The 26148-nt window shown below is 38.8% G+C and carries 19 protein-coding genes; 5 read left to right on the plus strand and 14 right to left on the minus strand.

The window, feature by feature from the left end; translation table 11 throughout:
• Nucleotides 1-387: 387 nt before the first annotated feature.
• Nucleotides 388-2583 carry a TonB-dependent receptor domain-containing protein gene (locus HMJ38_RS05710; RefSeq protein WP_228779905.1) on the plus strand — a complete coding sequence of 732 codons (2196 nt, stop codon included), beginning with the start codon at nt 388-390 and terminating at the stop codon, nt 2581-2583.
• A gap of 350 nt (nt 2584-2933) precedes the next feature.
• Here HMJ38_RS05710 and HMJ38_RS05715 read toward each other — a convergent pair whose 3' ends face one another.
• The 6 genes from HMJ38_RS05715 to HMJ38_RS05740 all read right to left on the minus strand — a co-directional run bounded on the left by HMJ38_RS05715 (nt 2934) and on the right by HMJ38_RS05740 (nt 10772).
• On the minus strand, nt 2934-3485 hold the full coding sequence (locus HMJ38_RS05715; RefSeq protein WP_194973413.1) for a hypothetical protein: 552 nt from the start codon (nt 3483-3485) through the stop codon (nt 2934-2936).
• 66 nt (nt 3486-3551) lie between these two features.
• Nucleotides 3552-5540 carry an Ig-like domain repeat protein gene (locus HMJ38_RS05720; RefSeq protein ID WP_194973414.1) on the minus strand — a complete coding sequence of 663 codons (1989 nt, stop codon included), beginning with the start codon at nt 5538-5540 and terminating at the stop codon, nt 3552-3554.
• A 24-nt stretch (nt 5541-5564) separates the two neighbouring features.
• Nucleotides 5565-8390, minus strand: a complete 2826-nt coding sequence (locus tag HMJ38_RS05725) for a TonB-dependent receptor (protein ID WP_194973415.1) — start codon at nt 8388-8390, stop codon at nt 5565-5567.
• 197 nt (nt 8391-8587) lie between these two features.
• Nucleotides 8588-9559, minus strand: a complete 972-nt coding sequence (locus tag HMJ38_RS05730; RefSeq protein ID WP_194973416.1) for an AAA family ATPase — start codon at nt 9557-9559, stop codon at nt 8588-8590.
• A gap of 333 nt (nt 9560-9892) precedes the next feature.
• Nucleotides 9893-10486, minus strand: coding sequence for a pseudouridine synthase (locus HMJ38_RS05735; protein ID WP_194973417.1), 594 nt, complete (start codon nt 10484-10486; stop codon nt 9893-9895).
• Nucleotides 10487-10595: 109 nt separating this feature from the next.
• Nucleotides 10596-10772, minus strand: coding sequence for a hypothetical protein (locus tag HMJ38_RS05740; RefSeq protein WP_194973418.1), 177 nt, complete (start codon nt 10770-10772; stop codon nt 10596-10598).
• A 243-nt stretch (nt 10773-11015) separates the two neighbouring features.
• Here HMJ38_RS05740 and HMJ38_RS05745 point away from each other — a divergent pair, with 243 nt between their 5' ends.
• The gene (locus HMJ38_RS05745) at nt 11016-12149 is read left to right on the plus strand and encodes an amidohydrolase (protein ID WP_194973419.1); all 1134 of its coding nucleotides are present in this window, start codon (nt 11016-11018) and stop codon (nt 12147-12149) included.
• A gap of 10 nt (nt 12150-12159) precedes the next feature.
• On the opposite strand, the gene HMJ38_RS05750 is transcribed toward HMJ38_RS05745, so the two are convergent.
• Both HMJ38_RS05750 and HMJ38_RS05755 read right to left on the minus strand, forming a co-directional pair.
• The gene (locus HMJ38_RS05750; protein ID WP_194973420.1) at nt 12160-13287 is read right to left on the minus strand and encodes a fatty acid desaturase family protein; all 1128 of its coding nucleotides are present in this window, start codon (nt 13285-13287) and stop codon (nt 12160-12162) included.
• A 154-nt stretch (nt 13288-13441) separates the two neighbouring features.
• The gene (locus HMJ38_RS05755; protein WP_194973421.1) at nt 13442-13909 is read right to left on the minus strand and encodes a MaoC family dehydratase; all 468 of its coding nucleotides are present in this window, start codon (nt 13907-13909) and stop codon (nt 13442-13444) included.
• Nucleotides 13910-13972: 63 nt separating this feature from the next.
• On the opposite strand from HMJ38_RS05755, the gene HMJ38_RS05760 reads away from it, so the two are divergent.
• Nucleotides 13973-14803, plus strand: coding sequence for a class I SAM-dependent methyltransferase (locus HMJ38_RS05760; protein ID WP_228779906.1), 831 nt, complete (start codon nt 13973-13975; stop codon nt 14801-14803).
• A 7-nt stretch (nt 14804-14810) separates the two neighbouring features.
• Complete coding sequence (gene mtgA / locus HMJ38_RS05765; RefSeq protein WP_194973422.1) at nt 14811-15506, plus strand: monofunctional biosynthetic peptidoglycan transglycosylase; 696 nt, start codon at nt 14811-14813, stop codon at nt 15504-15506.
• 14 nt (nt 15507-15520) lie between these two features.
• On the opposite strand, the gene HMJ38_RS05770 is transcribed toward mtgA, so the two are convergent.
• From HMJ38_RS05770 to HMJ38_RS05790, 5 genes are all read right to left on the minus strand, one after another.
• On the minus strand, nt 15521-17038 hold the full coding sequence (locus tag HMJ38_RS05770) for a GH3 auxin-responsive promoter family protein (RefSeq protein WP_194973423.1): 1518 nt from the start codon (nt 17036-17038) through the stop codon (nt 15521-15523).
• Entirely contained in the window at nt 17038-17775 is a 738-nt protein-coding gene (gene lptB, locus HMJ38_RS05775) for an LPS export ABC transporter ATP-binding protein (protein ID WP_194973482.1), read from the minus strand. The genes HMJ38_RS05770 and lptB overlap by 1 nt, the downstream gene beginning before the upstream one ends.
• 130 nt (nt 17776-17905) lie before the next feature.
• Entirely contained in the window at nt 17906-19630 is a 1725-nt protein-coding gene (gene recJ / locus HMJ38_RS05780) for a single-stranded-DNA-specific exonuclease RecJ (RefSeq protein ID WP_194973424.1), read from the minus strand.
• Between the two features lie 148 nt (nt 19631-19778).
• A complete protein-coding gene (locus HMJ38_RS05785; protein ID WP_194973425.1) occupies nt 19779-20375 on the minus strand; it encodes a YceI family protein in 597 nt (198 codons plus the stop codon).
• Nucleotides 20376-20484: 109 nt separating this feature from the next.
• On the minus strand, nt 20485-23631 hold the full coding sequence (locus tag HMJ38_RS05790) for a VPS10 domain-containing protein (RefSeq protein WP_194973426.1): 3147 nt from the start codon (nt 23629-23631) through the stop codon (nt 20485-20487).
• A gap of 217 nt (nt 23632-23848) precedes the next feature.
• On the opposite strand from HMJ38_RS05790, the gene HMJ38_RS05795 reads away from it, so the two are divergent.
• Complete coding sequence (locus tag HMJ38_RS05795; protein WP_194973427.1) at nt 23849-24982, plus strand: ATP-binding protein; 1134 nt, start codon at nt 23849-23851, stop codon at nt 24980-24982.
• Nucleotides 24983-25125: 143 nt separating this feature from the next.
• Here HMJ38_RS05795 and HMJ38_RS05800 read toward each other — a convergent pair whose 3' ends face one another.
• A complete protein-coding gene (locus HMJ38_RS05800; RefSeq protein ID WP_228779907.1) occupies nt 25126-26091 on the minus strand; it encodes a proline iminopeptidase-family hydrolase in 966 nt (321 codons plus the stop codon).
• Nucleotides 26092-26148 lie beyond the last annotated feature (57 nt).

Below are 26148 nucleotides of genomic sequence, written 5' to 3' on the forward strand. Positions count from 1 at the left end.
AGAAATACGGGGTTTTTTGTTTTTATGTTAATAACTGTTAAGTGTCTTAGCCACATCCCTCAATCTGAAAAAATCATTTTGCTCTTTTAACGATTAGCGCACCTGTTTCTCTTGTTACAGCTATTAGTGCTTATCAATTCTTAATAAAAACAATTCCCCCTGAAATGATATAATCATCATATTTATGTCTTGGGGAAGATTTTAATCTATAGCCTATAGATTATGTTATATTAACTATGTAAATCTGTAAGAAAAGAAAAAAATTCACTTCCTTTTGCATCAATTCTCCTTTCATAAAATGCTTCTTTGTAAGCCTTTTCAAATCCCATATATTTCAGCATGAAATTAACCGTTTGCCTGCTCTTTCTTCTCATTCCCTTGTCAACAATGGGACAAAACCACATTGTCATTTTAGATAAAAATACTCAAAATACAATTCCCGGTGTCCTTGTAAAAATTCAGGGGCAAAATAATCAGGTTTCAGATTCTAATGGGAAAGTTATTCTCAATTTAAACAATCCTACGCTTCTTGCATTTTCCCATATATCTTATGAAAACTTTTCAATTCTTGTCAATCCAAATGAGGACAAGAATATTGAGATGGTTCCAAGCATTAGCTCTTTGAATGAGGTGGTGGTGTCAGGCTTTGAATCTGAGCGTCCTTTGGTACATCAGGCCGGAGCCATCAGCAAAGTTTTGGAAAATGAACTGCACCGTTTCAATGAGAATTCTCTTCTGAGTGCTTTCAATACCAAGCCAGGCATTAGGGTAGAGGAAAGGGCTCCAGCCAGTTATAGAATATCAATTAGGGGGAGTTCTCTAAGGTCACCATTTGGAGTTAGGAATGTGAAAGTCTATTGGAATGACATCCCTTTTACATCTCCTGATGGAACCACGGCATTGAATATCCTTGACCTTTCCAACCTTCAGAATACAGAAATCATCAAAGGTCCGGCAGGAAGTATTTTTGGTGCAGGAAACGGTGGTGTCATCAGCATGGAGAGTCGGAAAACAGTTTCTGAAAATTATCTCTCTTCGGATTTCGGAATCGGAGACTTTGGATTATTGAGATATCGCCTTGGTATTGACCAGAAAATCGGAGAGGGTGGAATCAATGCCTCTTATGTACATCAAAAATCAGATGGTTATAGAGAACACAGTGCATTGGACAGAAAAGTGTTTCAACTTGCATTGCATTCCAAGCCATCAACCAAACAGACTCTTTCCAGTCAAATACTTTATTCAGACCTTCAATACCAGATTCCTGGTGCGCTTAATGCAGCACAGTTGGAGGAAGATAGAACGCAGGCTAGGCCGGGTTCTGTTGCTCAAAATAGCTCTATTGCACAAAAAACACTGTATGGAACACTTTCACACCAAATTGATTTCAATGACAAATGGGACAATTCCACAGCCTTATATATTAACACCACCGAATTTGAAAATCCTTTTATTCTAGACTACAAAAAAGAAACTGCTTTCAGTTATGGGGGTAGGTCAAAGTTTTCGTACAACGACCAATGGGGACAATTCCCTGTTCAGATAGTTGCAGGGGGTGAGTACCAGTTTGGAAAAACCTTGGCGCAGAATTTCGGTAACAGGCAAGGACAGGCCGATACCATCAGGTTCAGTGATGACCTCATCACCACACAGGCATTTCTCTTTCAGCAACTGGAAATAGAATGGACATCAAAAATCCTGATGACCCTCGGCTTCAGCCAGAATTTTGGGAGATATGATATCATCAGAACCATAGACGCCGGACCAAACCCACCTTCATCTAATACAAGAACCTTCAACCCTATCGTGGTTCCAAGAATTGCGATGGTCTACAAATTGAGCGATCATTCTGGAATTCACGGAAGCATCAGTTCGGGTTTTTCCCCTCCAACCATTGCCGAGGTCAGGACTAATGAAGGTAGCATCAATTTGGATCTGGAGGCAGAAAGGGGGATCAATTATGAAGCAGGATACAGGAGCCGGTTTGGTATTTTCAACCTTGACTTTACTGCATTCTATTTTAAGCTGGATCAGACCATTACCACGTTTACCAATGACCAAGGTGTAGTACTCTTCAGAAATGCAGGAGCCACTGATCAAAAAGGAATTGAGGTCAGTTTAGATTATGCCTTGTTCAGAAACCAAAACACTATCATCCAGGAGATAAAGCTCAACCATGCCTTTACCGGTCATTATTTCAATTTTGCAGACTTTGAAAAAGGCGGCAATGATTTTTCCGGTAATCAATTGACCGGGGTTTCACCCAATACCTTGGTCAATTTATTGGATATCAGAAGCAAACTGGGTTTTTATTTGAATTTCACCCATCAATTTGTTGATGCAATTCCTTTGAATGATGCGAACACAGTTTTTCAGGATTCTTATAATCTAGTAGGCAGCAGAATAGGTTGGAGAAATACTCTTGGCAGCCGATGGGATATAGAAGTTTATGGAGGTGCAGATAATCTATTGGATGAAGTCTACAGCTTGGGAAATGACCTGAATGCTTTTGCCAATCGATTTTACCAGCCTGCTCCGGGGCGGAATTTTTATGGAGGAATCAAGGTGGGTTTGAGATATTAGAATTGAAATATAAAATTCTTTAAATCCAGTTCAACACCAAATTTCGGATATTAGGATTTGGACAGATATTTATAGATACTTGACCAATTAGGTTTGGGAAAAATTAATTCAATCGATGGATTATTAAAAAAATTGGGGATAAAAAATGAGTTTTTTATTATCCCCTATATTTTTATCAAAAAAACCGTGGAAAAATACCTTATCGTACTTTACAAATTTAACCTTCCTACCAATACCAAAAAATACCCTAAACAGGGTATTTTTTAATGAAATTGGTTCTTTTTTTGACTTTTTTCAACCGAATTCAATAAAGGAAAATAAATTTTATTTTTAAAAACTTTAAAAAACTATCATTTTTCATAAGTCCATTGATGGGTATTTTTATCATACCTAGCTCGTTCATCAGGAAACTCGATATACTTTTTATTCAAAATATATCTTTCCACATTACCAAAGTGCATCAAGTCATTCCAAAGGTATTCTCCATTTTCCAAGATTTCTTCTTCGGGAATCATGGGGGTATTTGCTATTTCTTCAAAATCCAAAAGATTAAATGAGTCATCTATTTTATATTTCCCTAAAACCCCTCTTTTAAATCCTTTTTCATTTCTCGCAGGTCTGATCAAATAAAAATAATGTGTACTGTCTTCTACATCTATATAATATTTTACAAATTTAAATAAGTCAATTTGATTCACATAAAGTTGTCTATATTCCAAATCATGCTTCCTCTTTGGATCTGCACCTCTTGGAACTTTATAGATATAGGTAATGATATTGGTCATAATGGTATCCTGAACTTGCTTTTCATAATAGCTGCCGATATCATATTTCTGTTTTCCAGTGTTACAGCCAACGGAAAATAATAAAATTGTAGTAATGGCAATGATTGTACTCTTCATGCAATATCAATTTAAAAGGCCAAGTCAGAATTTCCGACTTGGCCTTTAACATCTAATTTTTATTTATTAATCTCTATAAACTGTATTTCTGCTGAAATTAGCCCATCCTTGTGTCCAATCTCCCGAAGTACCAAATGCACCTACATAAGGAACTTCTTCAAAATCTCCAAACCAGGAGCTTTTGGAGCTTGATTGTACAAATGGCACATTATCCCATTTTCCACTAGTTGCAGCAGCACTTGCAGCTTCTACTGTAAATACTGGAGTTCCCAAATCAAATACAGAAGGACTGATACCAATTTCATCCCATGCACCAAAGAACTGATTACCATAAGCAGCAGTACTAAACCAAGCCCTTGAGTCAAAGGCCTGAACTGTGGATCTCAATGCATGTCCTCTTGGTTCAGAACCTGGATGATTTGGTCTTGGATTTCCATTAGCATCTAAAAACGGTAATCCAGTAGCTGTTAAATCCGGGAAACTAGCAGAGTTGATTGCACTTTGATTGTCCCAAGGTCTATTTGGATCATATGCTTTTCCAAAACCATTTCCACCCCAACCTCTTACACCGGCAAGAATTACGTTTCTTAATTGAAGCTCATCGTTTTCGGCGAATTGGGTGGTGCTGTTTCCATCTATGAAAATACCCATTGGATATCCAGTAATGATGGAATTATAAATTTTCAATTTACTACTTCTTCTCAATTGAGCACCATGTTGAAATTCTGCTGAGATGGAAGTTTCTCTAAGTTTTTTAGGACCTATGATGGTAACATTTGAAAAAACAGAAGATGTAAATGGTTCCCTCAATTCACCACTACCGTTATTGTCAACTTCAAAACCATTAGAACCGGATTGATCTGCATCCTTGGAATCTCTTATGCCTATGGCAAACTGAATGTTACCACTATGTCCCAAATCAACATCAAAATCATCATCCAAACCTCTGTAGGCGATCAAATGACGTCCATCAACTGATCCACCAAACCATTCGAACTGATCATCTAGACCAAAAGAAGCTTGAACGTATTCGATTTCAGTAGTTCTTCCCACACTACCCATTGTAAGGGTATTTACTTCTTCATTAGGGTTGATTGGAATACCAGCCCACTCAATTCTAACATATTTCAAAACACCACTGTCATCTTCATCATTGGTGCCACCATGCCAAGCAGCATACCCACCTTCAAGCTGCACGCTAGGACCTTCATTGTTTCTTGCCCTACCACAAAGCACAACACCACCCCAATCACCTGGAGTTCTTTCACCAGGATTTCTGGTAGATGTAAATACAATTGGGTTATCAACTTCTCCTTCAGCGATTAATTTACCACCTCTTTGAATAACCAAAGTTCCCTTGGTTGCTTGATCTCCGAAAACTACAGTTCCAGGTTCAATAGTCAAAACACCTTCTGTTCTACCATCGTCTGTCTGAGGTGTCTGACCAGATGCTGGAATAGGTCCTACCCTAACAAAACCTATTAAGAAATAATCTTTGTCAGGGGTCAAAGTTACATTTCGGTCTTGGATGTAAGTACCTTCCAAACCAGTAACAGCTACACCTACGATATGCTCATCGTATCCAGCCAATTGCGTAGTTCCACCAACTTGGACTCTAGGCTTAGGAGGATTTGCAGATACAGTAACCGCAAATGTTGTCGGGGCAGAAGATCTGTCTCTAGTATCCTGTGCCACAAAAGTGAAATTAACTGTATTTCCAACTGAAAGACCTGATTCGATGGTATACGATAAGTCATAAGTTCCAGTGGTACCTGTCAATGTCACTGGTGGATACGCTGCATCAGGAGCACCGTTTTTCAAAATTGTAAGGGTTTTGATACCTTCTGGTGCATTGACGGTAACTTGTGTACTTACCACTGCACCAATTACTCCAGATCCTGAGGAAGGAGATACGGATACTGTTGGAGGAGCTCCAATAGTCGGTTCGGGATCATCCCCACAAGACATTACAGTAAATGCAAAGGCTACAAATGAAGCCAATGAAAGTAGACCCAGCTTGTTACTCAAGAATCTACTAAGTTTGTTTTTTTTCATAATAATATAAAGTTTAGTTAATTGTTAAAATTCGTATGAAATGCCCAGCGAATACTGTCTGCCAGGTTTAAACCTTCTGAAAATCTGATCATTTTTTCTATCAAAAACTCCGTCTTCATTTCCATCTTGAAGGAGTAAAAACTCCTGGTTGAAAATATCTCTGATACCTGCTTTAAGAAATAATTTTTGTGTTATCCCTTTTCGAACTGAAAGATCCAATACGTTCCTTGGCATTTCATAGGTGTCAGGAATGGCACCGGCACCAACCAATAAAATCCTTTTCCCAATCACATTGTAGTTAAGATTAATTTGGAGGTTTTTTATTTCATCGTCATAAAAGAGACCAGTATTTACGATAAAGTTAGATTGGCCTTGCAGTGGTCTATCTTTTGCACGAAGCAACTGTGATAGGTCCTCACCTAATGTAACTTCACTGTCGATAATCGAAACGTTTACTAAAGTGCTGACTCTGCTGAAAAACTTGGTACGAATCACATTCGCCATTGACTTTCTGATATCGATTTCCACTCCTCTTGCAAAAGCCCTTTCGGAGTTTCTGAAAAGGAAAGTGGATTGCTCACTACCAAAATTCCCATAGAGTGATTCGATAGGATCTGTAAAGTCTTTATAAAAAAATGCAAAAGATACCGTTTCCGTCAGACTAGGATACCATTCCCATCTAAGGTCATAATTTTGAATGCTGGCATTTCTTAGGAATGTATATCCTGTAACTGTGGCATCAAATATAAAATCAAAGAATCCAAAAGGAGCAATTTCCCTAAATTCAGGCCTGTTCAATGTTTTGCCATAAACTCCTTTCAAAACCATTTTATTGTTGATGTTGTAGGATAGCGTTACAGATGGAAGGATATCCACCTGATCTATAATTACAGGTTCAATTGGAGGTGTATCTGTACCTGGTTGAAACCTATCGGGACTTTGCAGGGTCTGCACATTATCTTCTATCCTTAGTCCTCCCGACAAATTGAATTTACCTAATGGTAAATTCATGGACACATAATATGCTCGAAGTTCGTTGGTTGCGGAATAAAAATTACTCGTTGAAAAATTCTCACCCAATCTGATACCTGATACACTATTGATGTTTTTTTCATCGAAAAGCTCTCCTATTCCGACTTGAGTAAGGCTTTCATCAAAATTAGTGCCTCTACTGTAACCTAGGTTCCTTGCTTCAAAACTTCTTTCCCTGTTTTCGAAATATATTCCAGTTTTTAAAACAGGTCTGAAATTAGTTTCCTTATTCAGATTGAACTTTTGCTCATAATTGACTGCTGCAGAATAGATATTCTCCTGCATATTGGAGTAAAATTTTCCAAGAAAATCAGGAGTTTGACCTCTCGGTACAAATAGAACTGATTCTCCTGTCTCAGAATCAACCACATTCTTTCTATATCTTCTATAATCAGGTAAGTCATTGTAAGATAAACCGTAACCACCCACCCAATCAATCTTGCCTGATTCTTGAAATAGTTTGTGAGTTCCGACCAATTGTCCAGAGTATATACCTCTGTATTCATTGAAAAAGGCAAAGTTATTTTGTCTAAAACCTTGTGCAACCTGATCACCGAATCTATCTATAAAATCATAGGTGGTTAATCTTTCATAAAGATTTTTAAGCTCAATTACATTGTTGTCATTTATCTTCCATGCCCAGTTGAAAATGATCCCATTCATAATTTCCTGACCAAACTCTACGTCGTCAAATGCATATCTGAGCTTTTGGGAATTGGCTTCAAAATCATACGCTTCAAAGGCATTGTTCTCCACATTAAAGATTGTCTTGGTATTGGAATATTGGATACTTGTGGTATTACCTATCTGCATTCCTTTATTTCCAATATCCTTCCTAAAATAGTGAGTAACTGCTACCCTAGAATCAAGTCCTGAACCGTAATTTTGTTCCTGCCAGTTATTTGGAAGTGATCTTCCCGCTTGGTCTATCTCATTAGATGGCAAAGTCGTCAACCTTTCAGGGAAACCCGCAGGGAGATTGTTTTTTCCATCGTTAAGTCCTAGCCAATGGTTACTTCTTCTTTCTTCACCCCTGAAATTTCTCAAAGAAGTTCCTTGCCTGAATCCAGTGGAAACATCGAGTGTTGTAGAGGTTCCATCAGGAATACCTTTAGTGAAGATTTTTACCATGCCTCCTGAGAAATCTCCTGGGAGTTCTGGAGAAGGACTTTTATAAATCAGAATCTTATCGACAATATTACTCGGCACCACATCCAAAGAAAACGACCTTACATCAGGCTCCATACTTGGCGTGTTGATATTGTGCAATTGAGTGGTATTGTACCTTTCATTCAATCCCCTGATTACAATAAATCGGTCTTGAACTACAGTTACACCAGGAATCCTTTTGACCACTTGAGATGCATCACTATCAAGTGTTTTTTTAATGGATTCAGCAGAAATTCCACTGACTACCTGAATACTTTCTTTGATATCCCTAAGCAAACTGATATCAGAAGCTGTTTCCCTAACAGCGGAGACTGTAACCACCGCGAGTTCAGATATATCCTCTATCATGTTAACCTCTACAGAAATACTTCCCGATTGAGGAACATCAATCTCAATTTTTTCTGTGGAATAGGTGATAAAAGAAACAATCAAAATCTGGGGGCCTGAGGGAACGTTTTTCAGTTCAAATGATCCATCAATGTCTGAGACAGTACCTAGGGTAGTCCCCTCTATTCTCACATTGGCACCAACAACAGTTTCATTTAGCCTTGTGTCGTTGATAATTCCTTTCACTGTGGCAGTTTGGGCTACCAATTCATTGGACCCAATTCCACACAAAAAGACAATTAGAATTAAAATTTTCTTCATTTGTTTTAAAATTTGTACAGCAGCAATTTTTAACTGCACAAAATTCACCACTAAATGTTAATTGGAAGCGTTTTGAAAATTATCAATTCATTAATAAGAGGCAGGTAAAAAAAAACAGTCATCACAATTTTTTAATATTGCAATGACCGTTTGATCTAAACCAAAAGGTTATAATTGAAAATGAGTATGATATTCGGCTATTTCAATGTTACGGTTTTGTTAATAGGTATCTTATCCAAAAACAGACGTACCAAATCTCGAGTGCTGATATTGTCCGCTTCCGCCTCATAATTGAGAATCAGGCGATGATTTAGAACATCTTCTGCCACTGCTTTGATATCTTCAGGCAAGACATAATCACGGCCATCCATATAGGCAGCAGCACGCGAAGCCAAATGTAAATTGATACTGGCCCTTGGAGAAACACCGAATTGGATATACTTAGCTTCCTCTTTCATCCCGTACTTTTCAGGTGACCTTGTCGCAAATACCAATTCAATGATATAGTTTTCCAATGGTTCTGCGATTTTGACTTCATTGATCTGATTCCTGATCGCAAAAATATCCTCTTTGGATAGTACTGCATTCACTTCTGAACTGAAAGACATATTGGCCATTCTGCGCATCACTTCCATTTCGTCCGCTTTGGAAGGATAGTCGATATGCACCTTCATCATAAATCTATCCACCTGTGCTTCCGGCAACGGATAAGTTCCTTCCTGATCCACGGGATTTTGGGTAGCCAATACCAGAAATGGCCTATCCAATTGAAAAGTAGTTTCACCTATGGTCACTTGCTTTTCCTGCATCGCCTCTAAAAGTGCAGACTGTACTTTGGCAGGAGACCTGTTGACCTCATCCGCCAAGATGATGTTGGCGAAAATAGGCCCCTTCTTCACCTCAAAGCTTGCTTCCTGCTGATTGTAAATCATGGTTCCCACCAAATCCGATGGGAGCAAATCCGGCGTAAACTGAATTCTTTTGAAATCTAAATGTAGAACCCTTGCAAGGGTATTAACAGTCAATGTTTTTGCCAAACCTGGAACACCTTCCAATAGAATATGGCCATTGGTAAACAATCCGATCAATAACCTATTGACCATCCGGTCCTGACCTACGACTACTTTTTTTACTTCTTCGATGACCTGTTGGATCTTGTCCTGATGCATGGAATATTTTTAATTAATTATTTGAATTATTGATATACAAGTGAAATATGAGCTTGTCCACCGTGGCGGATAGAAATAGAGTTGATATAAATTGAAATAAAACTTTAAAGTTGAACTTCTTTTAAGTCAACAATTCTCTTATCTTACGTCTTAAGTCTTGTGTCTCACGTCTCACATCTCACGTCTTAAAGACGGCTAAATTATAACAAAATACCCTTTATCCCAATTTCTGATTTTCCTTAATTGATGGATGGTAGTATTGTTGAGAATATTTGTTGTGATTTATATAGTATATTTCTAAAAAACAGAGCTTTCCAAGACTATACCGTGTCATTATCTAACTTTTATATTCAATAACCTGTACAATTCTTCTTTTTCATATTCCCTAGATTCACCCACTTCCATGCCATCAATATTTAAGGTTTCGATAGACCACCTGACCAATCTCAAAGTAGGCAATCCAACTGCTGCGGTCATTTTTCTTACCTGTCGGTTTTTGCCTTCTATCAGCTTCAAGTCTATCCATGAATCAGGTACTGACTTTCTGTACCGGATAGGTGGATTTCTTTCCGGTAAAATGGGCGGTTCGACCAGATGCTTTGCAAAAGCTTTTTTGGTCCTGTATATCTTACCATCAATATTGATATCAACGCCGGATTCCAATGATAAAATCGCCTTAGCATCAGGAAGCCCTTCTACTTGTGTCAAGTAAGTCCTGATATGGCGGAACTTGGGGTCGAGCAAATGATGATTGAGTACTTTGTCATCAGTCAATAACAATAAGCCCTCTGAATCCTTATCCAACCTGCCAACTGGGTAGACTTCTTTGGGAAAATCACCAATATCCTTCAATGTACCCTTATCCCCTGAAAACTGACTAAGAATTCCAAAAGGCTTGTAAATAACGAAGTACCTGTGAATGGTCATTTGAGGGAAAAATTTGATTGAACCACAAAAGTGTCAAAAGTGAATAAAAGAAAGAATTGAAAGTGAATCTTTTGTTACCTTTTGTTTCTTTTGTGGTTCCAAAATTTTTTTAACTGCCGCAGCCTATGCAGTCAAAATAACTATCTATGGGTTTCACACCTTTCAGCTGCATTTCCAGATTATGGATTCTGTCGCGGGCTTCCATGTCCTGAAACATGTCTCCTGTTAGGTTTGATTTCAAGTTCTCGATTTCCTGCTCAATTGCAGTTTTTTGTTCTGTAGTCATGACAAACGGATTAAGTTGTTAGCACCTGACAATATAAAAAAGTTCTTGAAAAAAATGGATTACTTGTTTCACTGATTTATGAATATCCACAAAACACCAAAGTTATTATAAGGAATCACCAACTCTAGTCCAAATCTGAACTCTTAATTCTAAAATCATAAATTCCTAATTGGAACAATCTATTCTCATAATTTGTAGCATAAACCAACTGCAATCTTCTATTTTTGACACAAAGGAAAAACCATGGATAAAGATACCCTTAAAACACTCACCGACTTCCGAAAAACATTACACCAATATCCTGAGGTTTCGGGTGAAGAGAAAGAGACATCAAAAAGAGTTTTAAATTTTTTCCAGAATTTAAGCCCCAATAAAGTAATTCAAAACCTAGGAGGGCATGGTGTGGCTTTTGTATATGAAGGAAAAGAAGATGGTCCAATCTCTCTTTACCGATGTGAATTGGATGGACTGCCCATCAAAGAAGAAAACAACATCAAGCATATCAGTACTGTTGACGGCAAATCACATGTTTGCGGTCATGATGGACATATGGCCATCATCAGTGGTTTGGGTATTCATTTATCTAAAAATCCACCAACAAAAGGAAAAGTGGTTTTACTTTTTCAACCTGCTGAAGAAACTGGCGCAGGAGCTGAGGCAGTCATCAAAGATCCAAAGTTCAAATCGATCAACCCTGATTATGCTTTTGCACTGCACAACCTTCCCACATTTGACAGCAAGCAGATCATTTTAAAAAAAGGAGCTTTTGCAGCAGCCTCAGTAGGAATGACCATTCATTTGAAAGGAAGGAACTCACATTCAGCTCATCCTGAGGCAGGCAATAGTCCTGCAGAGGCCATGGCCAAAACGATTGTAGCATTGGAAAGACTTCCTGATGCCATGAAAAAATTTACTTTGATAACAGTCATTCATGCCCAATTGGGTGAAATAGCTTTTGGTACCACTCCCGGTGAGGCATATGTGAGAGCAACCTTAAGGGCACACGAAAATGAAACAAGGGATTTGTTGGTCTCCTATGCTGAAAAGCTGGTAGGACAAATCGCCAAAGAATACGGTCTAGAGGTTTCTTTTGAATATGTTGAAAGTTTTGCAGCCACACATAATGACGAAGACGCCTGGAATCTAGGCAATGAAGCTGCAAAAAGGCTCAAACTCAAAACCAAGCATATCCGAATACCATTTAGGTGGTCGGAGGATTTTGGGCTTTTCTCAGTCCATACCAAAACCTTACTTTTTGGATTGGGGTCAGGTAAGAAGCAACCTCAATTACATGAACAGAATTTCGATTTCCCTGATGAACTTATACCTGTTGGTGTCAGTATGTTCAAAGAAATCATTCAGGACCTACATGGTTAAAAAAACCAGATTAAGCTACCAATTCTCTTTCTCTAGAGGAAAGTATCGGTTCGGCTATTTCTTCATTTCTACCTGCATTCTTTAAGAAAAGATAATGAGATTTTAAGGCACTCATAAAGGTATCATTCTCATTGTAAGGCAGGTCAAATTCATGCGCAGTCTCTTTCACAATATCCGAAATAGCCGGATAATGGATATGACAGACTTTTGGAAAAAGATGGTGCTCTACCTGAAAGTTCAACCCTCCACATAAGAAAGCAGCAACTTTACTTTTTCTGGCAAAATTGGCAGTAGTCCGCATTTGGTGTTCTGCCCAAGATTCCTCAATATTTTCATTTTCCTTAGGGTGGGGCATATCCGTATCTTCCACCAAATGGGCCAATTGAAATACCAATCCAAGTACAAGTCCTTCCGCAAAATTCATCACCAGAAAACCAATCGTAAATTGCCACCAAGTGATGTCCATTACCACTAATGGGATGACTATGTAAATACTATAATACATCAACTTGTAAAAGAACAGGTTGAAATACTCAATTTTCGGATGCTTGTTGACATGTGATCCAATTTTCTTCTGAAAAAACTTTACGTAATCCTTTCTGAAAAACCAGGATAGGGAAGCAAGTGAATAAAGCGCAAATGCATAGATATGTTGGAACCTGTGGAAAGGTTTCAAAGGTTCATCCTGAGACACCCTTACCATGCCGGGAGCAACATCCAGATCACCATCATGCCCAACGATATTCGTGTAGGTATGGTGAACCTTATTGTGGGTGATATTCCAAACATATACGTTTGCCCCGATAAAATGGAAAATAAAACCAAGCGCTTTATTGATCCAGCCATGTTTAGAATAAGAACCATGTAAGGCATCATGGCATACATTGAAGCCTATAAATGCCATATTCATACCCAGGATGATGGCAAGAAAGAAATTAATATAAGTAGGAAAAACCTCCAGTATAATCACAAGATATAGGCCAATCCATGACCCTAGATAAAGTACAGTTTTCCAAATCATTGCCGCATTGGCATTTTTAGAAATATTATTGTCTTTGAAATATGTGTCAACTCTATTTTTAATGGTCACAAAAAACTGTGAATTTCCCTTGTCATTAAATTTTAGGGATTGGTTCATAACTGGTAATTTTTAATAGGTTAATTAATAAAACATCATTGAGTGGGGTATAAAAATAATTAGTTGGGGTGAGTATTTTCTATAGTTTTAGCCATACTATAAATGTGGTGAATTTAGATTTCAAATCCGAATTTAAACGTAAATCATGTAATAATCAACTAACAAAATGATACAGAAAGACCAAAACCCCAGTAAAAGCAGGCTTTTTTTGATCTTTTATTACCAATTTTACATTTACCTCGGCCTTGATTGTACCTCTGAGGTTAACCACATTTTTAAGATTAGCACTCAATCTGACTTCATTATTGACCAAAACCGCTTGCGCAAAGCGAAGATTTTCAATACCATAATTAACCATCATTTTGAGGTTATTGACCTGAATGATCTGATCCCAAAGATAAGGCACCAACGAAAGTGTCAGATAACCATGCGCAATGGTATCTCCAAATCCTCCTTCATTTTTAGCCCTTTCAGGTTCTGTATGGATCCATTGATGGTCAAGGGTGGCTTCAGCAAATTTATTGATTTGTTCTTGGGTGATTTGGTGAAATTCAGAGACTCCCAATTCTTTTCCTATATATTGTTCAAAATCCTCGAAGCTTCCGATTGTTATGCGGCTCATGATATTTGCTGGTTTTTAAAAATTAAAGGTAAAGAAATCTGATAAAATCACCTTATTTTGTTTTTGAAAAAAACAAATATGGGCAGCAGTTCACCAAAATACATACATGGTTACCTTGAACAAGAGCAAGAAAGGCTCCGAGAACAGGCATTGGTCATCGAAAGGCCCATTTATGATTACATAGATTTTTCGGAGGTAAAAGAATTGCTTGAAATTGGCTGCGGGGTTGGTGCACAAACTGAAATCCTACTCAGAAGATTTCCCCATCTCCAGATCACAGGCGTTGAATATGAATCCCGTCAGATTAAAAAGGCCATTGAGAATATGTCCAAATTAGGATATGATGAAAGCAAAGTGAAATTCGTACAGCAGGATGCAAAAAACTTGCATTTGGACAAGCAATATGATGCAGCATTTATCTGTTGGGTATTGGAGCATATTACTGATCCTGTGAAAGTTTTGGTCAGCATGAAGCCATTCTTAAAACCTAATGCCTTGGTCTCCATAACAGAAGTATTCAATTCGACTTTCTATACCTATCCGGTAAAAAAGGAAGTGATAGACTATTGGAGAATCTATAATGAATACCAAGTTCAAATTGGTGGTGATCCGCAAGTTGGGGTAAGATTGGGTGATTTATTGGAAGAAGCAGGATACATCAACATTGACCTGCGCTCAGGAGGCTTCCACTTGGACAGCCGACATCCGGAAGAAAAAAGAACGGTATTCAATTATTGGAAAAACCTGATAAGCAGTGGAGCGCCTTTATTAATAGAAGAAGGTTTGGTTTCAGAAAAACAGGTGAATGACATGCAACTGGCCATGGATGAATTGAGGGACATGCCACATGCTGTTTTCTATTACCGATTTATACAAGCTACCGCCTACGCTTAAAAATACCATGAAAATATTTAGGTTTCTATTCAGGCTTATTTTTAAAATCATCATCTGGTTTTTTATTTTAAGCATAGGTTTTACAGTCCTTTACAGGTTTTTGCCTGTACCCATTACACCATTGATGGTAATCAGACTTTGGGAGCAGGCATTTGATAAAGAAAAAGAAATTAGGCTTAAAAAAGATTGGGTTCCGATTTCAGAAATTTCAAGAAATGTCCCCCAAGCAGTAATTGCCGCCGAAGATCAAAAGTTTATGGATCATAATGGATTTGACTTGGAAGCCATGAAGACCGCCTGGGAAAACAACCAAAAGGGCAAAAGAGTCAAAGGAGGAAGCACCATTACGCAACAAACTGCTAAAAATGTTTTCTTAAGCCCCGCCAGAAATCTGATCCGAAAAGGGCTTGAGGCTTATTTTACCTTTTTGATCGAACTGATCTGGTCCAAGGAAAGAATTATGGAGGTCTATCTCAATGTCATTGAAATGGGGGAGGGAATTTATGGTATAGAAGCGGCTGCGCAAACTTATTTTAATAAGACTGCTGCAAAACTTTCCAAACGAGAGGCAGCCCTGATTGCTGCCGTACTTCCCAATCCGAGACGATGGAACCCCGCCAGGCCAACGGCTTACATTTCAGGCAGACAGGCTTGGATCCTTAGGCAAATGAATAATTTGAAGCCTGTCGAGATTGGGGTATAAATACCAATAATTATTTAAATCAACTTTAATACCTCTTCCAAATACTCCCGGGTATTTGAAAGTCTTGGCACTTTGTTCTGTCCCCCGAGTTTTCCTTTCCCTCTTAGCCATTTTTCAAAAATACCAACGTCCACAAAATGGATTTTGGGAGCTGTAAGGGCCATATCCTTATATCTCTTTGCATCATAATCGGAATTGATTTCCCTTAAAGTACTGTCCAAGATTTGAATGAACTTTTCCTGATCTGAGGGCATCTTTTTAAATTCAATGATCCATTCATGTGCTCCTTTGCTTTTGGAATCACCAAAATAGACAGGAGCAGCGGTGAAATTTGTAATCAGGGCATCAGTAGCTTCGGAAGCTGTTTGAACTGCCTTCTCAGCATTTTCTACGATCACTTCTTCACCAAATGCATTGATAAAATGCTTGGTTCGTCCTGATATTTTAATCCTGTATGGATAGGTATTGGTGAATTTGACTGTATCACCGATTTTGTATCTCCAAAGTCCTCCATTGGTTGAGATCAGAATTGCATAATTTTTCCCTACCTCAACTTCTGAGAGGGGAATGACTTTTGGATTTTCATTTTCCCATTCTTCCATGGGAATGAATTCATAAAAAATCCCGTAATCCAACATTAAAAGTAATTCTTCTGAATTCTTTTGATCCTGAATCCCGAAAAATCCCTCAGAAGCATTATAGGTTTCTACATACCTCATTCCTTCAGAAGGAATCAATTCCCGGAATAAATTCCTATAAGGGCCAAAGGCAACCGCTCCATGAAAAAACACTTCGAGGTTTGGCCAAACTTCCAAAATATTGCTTGCTCCTTTGAGTTCCATGACCCTTTGAAGCAGCACAATTGTCCAAGTGGGTACACCGGAAATGCTCGTCACATTTTCATCCATAACCTCCAAGGCAGTTTTTTCAATTTTGGATTCCCATTCACTCATGAGCGCTATTTCAAGACTTGGTGTCCTTGCAAACTGTACCCACATAGGCAGATTATGGGTAATCACGGCAGAAATATCCCCAACCTGAATATCACTATCACCATTCAAAGGATTCTTTGCCAAACTTCCTCCTATGGTAAGACCTTTGCCAGTGAAAAGCTTACTTTCCGGGTAGTTATTAACATATAGTGAAAGCATATCTTTTCCACCTTTGAAGTGGCACTCTTCCAGAGATTCCTGTGAAACAGGTATGTATTTACTTCTGCTGCCCGTAGTTCCAGAAGATTTTGAAAACCATTCTATTTCTGTTGGCCAAATGACATTTTGAGTCCCTCTCATCGTTTTTTCGATATAGGGTTTCATTTGTTCATAGTCATGAATTGGAACCTGATCTGCAAAATCCTGATAGGAACGGATCGCACTAAATTGATATTTTTTCCCGAATTCAGTTCTTTTGGCTGCCGTGATGAGTTCATCAAAAATCTGGTTTTGAGACTCAATCGGGTATTGCATAAAATTTTGGATCTGACCTACCCTGTTTTTAAAAATCCAGGTCATAAAGGAGTTGACAACTTCCATCAGTTAAAAATTTTGCGTTTAAGTTCAAAATGTTGGCCAAGATAAACCCTCCTGACCTGTTCATCTGCTGCCAATTCTTCAGCAGTACCCGCTTTCAATAATTGGCCTTCAAACATCAGGTATGCCCTGTCGGTAATAGACAATGTTTCATTCACATTGTGGTCAGTGATGAGGATGCCTATATTTTTTGTTTTGAGTTTGGCTACAATGCCTTGGATTTCTTCTACTGCTATTGGATCTACCCCAGCAAATGGTTCATCGAGTAGTACGAATTTTGGATCTACGGCCAATGCACGGGCAATTTCAGTTCTCCTCCTTTCCCCGCCGGACAACACCATACCCAAATTTTTGCGCACATGGGTCAAACTGAATTCCTCCAGCAAACTTTCGGTTTTTTCCTTTCTTTCAATTTTGGTCATTTTAGTCATTTCCAAAACTGCAAGAATGTTTTCTTCTACAGAAAGTTTTCTGAATACAGATGCCTCTTGGGCCAAATATCCAATCCCCAACTTTGCCCTTCTGTACATGGGAAGTTTGGTGATATTCTGATCTTCCAAAAAAATCTGCCCTTCATTGGGTTTAATAAGTCCCACAATCATGTAAAAAGAAGTGGTTTTGCCAGCACCGTTTGGACCCAATAGACCAACAATTTCTCCCTGTTCCACCTCAACGGAAATGTTATTGACAACCTTACGGCCTTTGTAAATCTTGATAAGGTTTTCTGCCCTTAATTTCATGTGTTTATAATTTATTTTCATTGGTCATCCCGATTGGTCGGGACATGTGACGGAATCTCGCAATGATAATCGTTCTAATATATGTCACTTGCATCATGCCTGTCTGCCTCAGGCAGGCTCGATTTCATAATCAATCAAATTTTATGTCTTTCACGTACAATTGCAGGCTGCTGTTGTTCCTAAAAGTATTCTCCCTGATCTCAAAAGCCAAATCAAAACGCATTTTTCGGTTGAGCATCTTATAAATAATTTCATCCGGATAGATATTTTTGTCTGCCATTCCAAAAGCAATACATACCGGTTTTGTTTCTTGTCCATCCTGCACTACATTGAATCTCAAGTGTTTGTCTTTCAGTATCCTGACATTTTCAGCATAGACCTGTTTGACGCAGAAAATCGGTTCAGGATTTCCGGGGCCAAAAGGTGCCATCTGCTTTAAAATATTATAAAACTTATAGTTGATCTGATCCAGCAAGATTTCATCATCGATTTCCAGAACAGGTTTCATGTGGATATCTGTAATCCTCGAACTGACCACCTCTTCAAATTTGGATTGGAATGCAGGGACATTGGCAACGGACATGGTCAGACCAGCAGCATATTTGTGCCCTCCAAACTGCTCCAACAGATCGCTACATTCGGAGATTGCCTCATAGATATCAAAATCAAATACTGACCTCGCACTTCCTGTGGCTTTACTGTTGGATTCAGTGAGAATGATGGTTGGCCTGTAATATTTTTCAATACACCTCGACGCGACAATCCCAATTACCCCTTTGTGCCAATCCTCTTTAAAAAGAACCGTGGTTTTCATCTGTTTTACTTCTTCCATGGTCTGTATCATGGTCAAGGCTTCTTTGGTGATATTCTCATCAAAGTTTTTCCTTGCGGCATTCACCGAATCGACAATTTCTGCCCTTGCCAAAGCATCTTCCAATTCTTTAGAAATCAATAATTCCACTGAGGCTTTGGCATGTTCCAACCTTCCCGAGGCATTGATTCTTGGCCCGATTTTAAATACGATATCCGAGATTTCTATTTCTTTTTCAATCTGACTTCGAAGTATCAAGGCTTTGATACCTGGTCTTGGGTTGTTGTTGATTCTTTCCAGTCCATAAAAAGTCAACACCCTGTTTTCCCCCGTAATCGGTACAATATCCGCAGCAATACTGATGGCAAGCAAATCCAGGTAAACCATCACTCTGGCAGGGTCTTTTCCCTGAAAAATAGAAAAAGCCTGAATCAATTTAAAACCTACCCCACAACCACTCAATTCTTTGTAGGGGTATAGACAATCCTTTCTTTTAGGATCAAGTATCGCAACAGCAGGGGGGAGGTTTTCACCTGGTGTATGGTGGTCACAAATAATAAAATCAACCCCAAGTTCCTTGGCCAATGCAACTTTTTCCAAGGCCTTGATGCCGCAATCCAAAGAGATGATCAGCTTAAAACTATTTTCGGCAGCAAACCTCACTCCTTTTTCGGAAATACCATATCCTTCCTTATACCTATCAGGAATATAAAAACTGACATGAGGATAAAACTCTTTTAAATACCCAAAAACCAAAGCTACGGAAGTGGTGCCATCAACATCATAGTCACCGTAAACCATTATTTTTTCTTGGTTTTGGATCGCTGTCTGTAATCTTTCGACAGCAATATCCATATCCTTCATCAAAAATGGGTCATGAAGTTTGTCCAAATCAGGTCTAAAATAATCCTTGGCTATCTGAAAAGTATTGACCTTCCTGTTGACCAACATATTGGCCAAGGTCATGTTTACGTTGATTTCTTTTCCCAAGGATTCTACAGTTTCTAAATCAGCCTTGTCTCTGATCATCCATTTGTACTCCATTGGGCTAAATTACTAAAGTAAGGCACCAATAGTAACATTTGCATCCCAAATATTTTGAATTGAGATTGTCATTTGGCTTAAACAAAAAAAGGCTACTCCATTAAATAGAGTAGCCTGAAAAAGCTTGAGATAATTTACCTTTAAAATATTACTGATTGAGAGCGACCAACTTCACTTCCAAACTCACGTCATCATAAATCAACTTGTCAGCAAGATTTTCAAAATAATTGCCTGAACGGTATTTGATGTCAAACTTGGTGCGGTCAAAAACAATACTTGCTGTGGCGAAGATTTTTTCCCCTTGCACATCTACTTTAGCTGGAAAAGTAACTGGATTGCTGATTCCTTTGATGATCAGATTTCCTGTGATCTGATAGTCTGTTCCATTGGATGTTTTAGCTTCAGTGATTTTAAATGATGATTTGTTGAATTTTTCAACAGAAAAGAAATCATCGGATTTTAAATGATTGGTCAATCTTGCATTTGAATTTGCATCTGTAATATCCTCTACTGTTATGGTGGTCATATCCATTTCAAACGAGCCGCCTTGGATTTTTCCGTTCTGATAATCCAACTGAGCATCTGAAATCAGGACTTTCCCATAATGTTCACCGGTGACTTTTTTGGCACTCCACGTTACGGTGCTCTCAGACTTGCTGACTATGGCCTCGAATTCATTCTCTGAACCGACTATCACTGAAGAAAACATCAGTGAGATAAAGGAAATAATTGTGATAAGTTTCATTGTTGATTTGGTTTGGAGTAAATGTAAAAGAGAGGTGTTAAAAACCTCTCTTATAGACTCTTTTGAAAACAAATAGTTTAATCCAACTTAATATTTTTATTTAAATGGGTCAATTTATGATGACAGCGGGTAAATTCTGTGCTTTGAATTTTTCATTGTACTGTCTGATGTCATTTTCTATAAGCCCTTTCAAATCAGATTTATAACCTGCCCATTCCTTATCCAAATCTGCCAATCGTTGCTTTGATCCTACTGTCAATCGAGGGTCATGCACATCCACAGTTCCCCTTAGATCAAAGTATTGGGCATTTAACTGACTTGGAAAATTAATGACATCCTGGAAATTACTTTGGCGGGTTTCTACCAATTTGGCTTCCCATTCAGTTAATTTTTGGATCAAATCCTGCCCTGCCTGATAAAGGTCCTTTGCATCTTCTTTTTCCTTCAGCAAAGAATTATGGTGCTCAATCTGACTTTTGACTTTGCGCATGTCATTGACCGATTGATGGATATCTGTTAGGGATAAGGCAGCCTTTTCTAGCAAAGCCTGTTGTGCAACCCAATCCTGAGGGCTGATGTTTTTGAGGTTTGGATCTTGAACTACCTCTATTTCGGTTTCTGATACAGCACCGTTGTAATTCAACCTGGCTTTGTACTTACCCGGGGCAACACGGTGTCCACTGTAATCACCATAAACAAAGGCATTGGGAATGGGCAATAATGTTTCCCCTCTGAAATTCCAGGCAAATCTGTTCAATCCTTTTTTGGATGGGATTACCTGAGCAGGTGAAGGTCCTCCAGAAAATGGCTTAAAGTTCTCATCTTTAATGGAGGAATAAGAACGGATAACTTTTCCTGATGGGTCCAGAATTTCTAAAGTAACTTCCAGAGAATCCACTTCTTCAGGCAAATAATAATCCAAGATCACCCCTGTGGCCGGATTTTCTCCGATTCCAGGAGGAAGGTCCATCCATGATGGAATGTATCCTTCATATTTGTAGGTAGACTTTGGCGTATATATTTTCATGCTGGAGAAATTCCCATTGGACTGCTGCAAAGCACTTAAGTCATCCAAAATCCAAAAAGCCCTCCCAGCTGTAGAAACAACCATGTCATTATCCGCAAAAGCAATGTCAGTAATCGGAACTACAGGTAGGTTCAATTGAAGTTTCTGCCAATTGGTACCACCATTAAATGAAACATAGAAGCCCCTTTCGGCGCCTCCGTATAAGAGGTCTTTCACTTTTCTGTCTTCTCTGATAACCTTGATAAAATCATCTTTGTCCACTCCTGCATCTATTTTAGTCCAAGTTTTCCCATAGTCAGTAGTTTTGTAAGACATATTGGAAAAATCGTTGAATTTGTATCGGGTGGCTGCAATAAAGGCAGTTCCTTTCTCATGGGGAGAAACTTCAATAGATTGTATAAGGCTTTCTGGTAGCCCAGCCGGGGTGATGTTTTCCCAAGTTTTTCCACCATCCTTGGTGATATGAAAAAGACCACAATCACTGCCTGTATAAATCACTCCTTTTTCATGGATTGATTCAATGACATAGCTTAAGGTATTGTAATTCTCCCCTCCGGCACCTTCATTGGTGATGGGTGCTCCACCGGGACCTTGTTTAGATTCCTCATTTCGGGTTAAGTCAGGACTGATTTCTTCCCATGATAAACCTCCGTCAGTTGTCTTGAAAAGAATATTTCCACCATGGTAAATGGTGTTATAATCATGAGGAGAAGCAATAACCGGCGCATTCCAATTAAAACGGTATCTCATATCCTTGGCATCATAGGCCAAGATATTGGAAGGATATTGTCTGATATCTTTGCTATGCCCATCTTGGGTATTCAGGACATCAATTAGCCCCTGATAACATCCCCCATAGAGCAAAACCGGATTTTTGGGATCGAAAGCAATAAAAGCAGATTCACAACCCGGACCGATAAACCAATCCTTATCTGTCAATCCAATGTAATTGTTCCGACTGGCAATGACCAATGAAGTATTGTCCTGCTGTCCACCATAAATCTTGTATGGAAAACCTTCGTCCACATTTACCCTGTAAAATTGCGCTGAAGGTTGATTGTCCTGTGTCGACCAACTTTTGGCTCCATCATAAGTGATCTCAGCCCCACCATCATCTCCCAAAATCATATTCATGGGGTTTTTGGGATTGATCCAAAGGTCGTGGGTATCAATATGCCTTACCGGTACCACAGTAAAATTTTTGCCCCCATCGATAGATTTGGTCAAAGGTGAATTAAGCACATACACCACATCTGCATTTATCGGATCTGCCTCCACTTCCATATAATACCAAGATCTCGAAGTCAACAATTGATTGTTGGTCATATGTGCCCATGTCTCCCCACCATTATCCGAGCGATAGACACCGGCAACTGCTTTTTCAGCTTCTACTATGGCATAAACTCTTTCAGAATTAGCCCTAGAAACACTTACACCGATTTTTCCCATTTCCTCGGGGAGACCATTATTGATTTTGGTCCAGTTATCTCCACCATCCACAGATTTCCAAATGCCACAACCTGCACCACCGCTTTGTACCTGCCAAGGCAACCTGCGGTATTCCCAAGTAGCTGCATATAATATCCTGGGATTATTAAAATCCATACTTAGAGATGAAGCTCCTGTATTTTGATCTACGTACAATACTTTGGTCCATGTATTGCCCCCATCCGTACTTTTATAGATTCCCCTTTCTTCATTGGGCCCATGTGCAGCACCTTGGGAAGCTATATATATTATATCTGGGTTTTTGGGATGGATAATAACATCAGAAATATGTCTTGTCATTTCCAGACCCATGTTTTTCCAAGTCTTGCCTCCATCTGTGGATTTATAGACTCCGTCTCCATAGGTGGTCATCACGCCACGAATGGCATGTTCGCCCATACCCACATAAATCACATTAGGGTCAGATTCACTGACAGCAATCGCACCCACAGAACCCGTTTTGAAAAAACCATCTGAAACATTGTGCCAAGAGATTCCTGCATCGTCAGTTTTCCAAAGTCCTCCTCCTGTATATCCTACAAAAAACACCTGATCATTGCCGGGAACTCCGGAAACAGCACCTGACCTGCCTCCACGGAAAGGTCCAATATTGCGCCATTTCAGTCCTTGAAATATTTCTGCGTCGAATGTTGGGGAAGGGGATACCGTAGATTTTCTTCCTTGGGAAAAGGAAGGAAAGGACATGAACAGCATCATGCCAAATAATATTATTTTTTTCATTGTAAAGGTTGGTTAATTGGTGTTCTGAATTTGGTGAAAAAAGTTTATAAAGTATAATGAGGACATTTAAATCCAAGGATATTTTTTTGGTTAGCTATAATCTCTCTTTTGAGATATGTTTCAAATTCTCCAAAACCGCCTAATTTATATAAATTGCGCTGGTTAAACCGCCTAATTTATATAAATTGCGCTGGTAAACCAGCCCAATTAACAAAAAATGGAATTTAGACGGTATCTCCAAGACAAATTAGAATACCAAATTGGCAAACAGAAAGTACTGATGCTATATGGAAGTAGAAGGACAGGAAAAACTACAATCATCGATTGTATTCACGTAAATCATCAAAACGAATCATTAATCTTATTGGGTGAAGATATTCAGGTGGCAGAATTACTTCAAATTCGTACTGTAGCTAATTACCGTCAATTGATCGGTGATAAAAAATTGGTAATCATAGATGAAGCGCAAGCAGTTCCCAATATTGGGAAAATCCTAAAGCTAATGATAGACAATGTGAAAGGAATCACCATTATTTCCACCGGTAGCAGTAGTCTGGATTTGGTCAATGATGCGGGGGAACCTTTGGTTGGTAGGCAAAAAGAATATCAACTATTCCCCTTAGCGCAAACCGAATTTGGGAAATCCGAAAACCTTTTGGAAACTGCCAACAGACTTTCCGAAAGATTGATTTATGGTAGTTATCCTGAATTGACACAGATGGATAGCCTTGATGAGAAGGAGGAGTATCTCAAATCCATGGTAAACTCTTACCTCCTAAAGGATTTATTGGCTTTGACCAATGTGAAAGGTTCCGATATTCTGATCAAGCTTTTAAAACTATTGGCTTGGCAGGTGGGAAGTCAAGTCAGTACAGTAGAGCTTGGAAACAGTCTTCAGATAAATAAAGAAACGGTGGAAAGATATATGGATTTACTTTCGAAGGTCTTTATTATTTTTCCGTTGGGAGGATATAGTCAAAATCTAAGAAAAGAAGTCTCCAAGAGTAAAAAATGGTATTTCCATGACAATGGAATCCGGAATGCCCTTATCAATAATTTTAGTCCTATACACCTGAGAAATGATCTTGGGGCACTTTGGGAGCAGTATTTCATCTATGAAAGAATGAAATTCAATGCCTCACAAAGCCATTATCCTCAATACTATTTTTGGAGGACCTATGATGGACAGGAACTGGATTTATTGGAAATTGACAGCCAACAACAGATGCAGGCATTTGAATGTAAATGGGGAAAATCCAAAGCAAAAGTACCTGTAGCCTTTGCCAAAGCATACCCGGATGCAAAATGGGAACTGATTGAAAAGGAAAATTATTTGGAGTGGATTACTTAAGCTAATTATTAAAATATTTAAATATCGAGTGAAACCTTTGAATCAGCAGCAGTAAAGATTAGGTCTCTTTGCTCCCCTAAATTTTCATGCCTTTATCCAAAGGCCATAGGTAGGATAGGACTCAGCCAAAAGATAGATAGGCTTTATTTCAAAGAATTAACCCTTTCCAAAAACTCCATCACAACTTTTAAAGTCTCTTCTTTATTGTCATTCAGGGTGCTATGGGCTGCATCAGGGATTTCCCTGAATGTCGCATTGGGAATCAGGCTTTGATAATATTGAACAGTAGCCGGTCTGGCTTCATCGTATTGCCCGGTAAAAAGCAGAACAGGAACCGATATCGTTCCCAATTGGTCCAATCGGTCATAGTTTCTCAAAGTGCCTGTTGAAGTAAATTCACTAGGTCCCCACATGTATTCGTAGATCACTTTTCCGGATACTAAATTCAAATGACTTCTGTCGATTTTTGGCCTTTCTTTACGGGTGACATATAGGCTGTAATAGAGTTTAACCGCTTCCTGATAGTCAGGATGGTCATATTCATTGATGGATTCATGGTATCTGATGACCTGTTGTACAGAATCCGGTAAAGTTGCAATTAAAGTATCCGCATCCGCAATCCAAGAATCTGTACTGAATAACGGACTACTGAAAATAATGGCCTTTACTTCATCCGGGTATTTCATATAATAATCCATGCCCAGCATGGTTCCCCAAGATGATCCGTAAAGCACAAAATCCTTTATTCCCAAATGCTTACGAAGTGATTCAACCTGCTCCACATAGTTTTCAATCGTCATTAAAGAGGTATCGCTAATAGCACTTGACCTTCCTGAACCCAATTGATCGAAAAATACAATTGGCCCCTCATATCCAATTTCCTTCATTGGTTCAAATCCAAGACTTGTTCCTCCTGGACCACCATGTAAAAGAATAATTGGGGCTTTTTCCCCCTCTCCAAAAACTTCGTACCAGACTCTTCCACCATTGACTTCAACAAACCCCTCTCCTGGTAAAAGTGGATTTCCTGGAGAACAGGAAATATATAAAGATAAAAATAGGAGGCTTAGGAGCTTAATGGCGCTGGAATAATTTTTTGGCTTCATCATCCAATAAATCAAAGCATTTTTATGGATAAAGGAAAATTCTTTGCACCAAAGACCTTG

The sequence above is a fragment of the Aquiflexum lacus genome, assembly GCF_015476655.1.
Lineage (GTDB): Bacteria > Bacteroidota > Bacteroidia > Cytophagales > Cyclobacteriaceae > Aquiflexum > Aquiflexum lacus.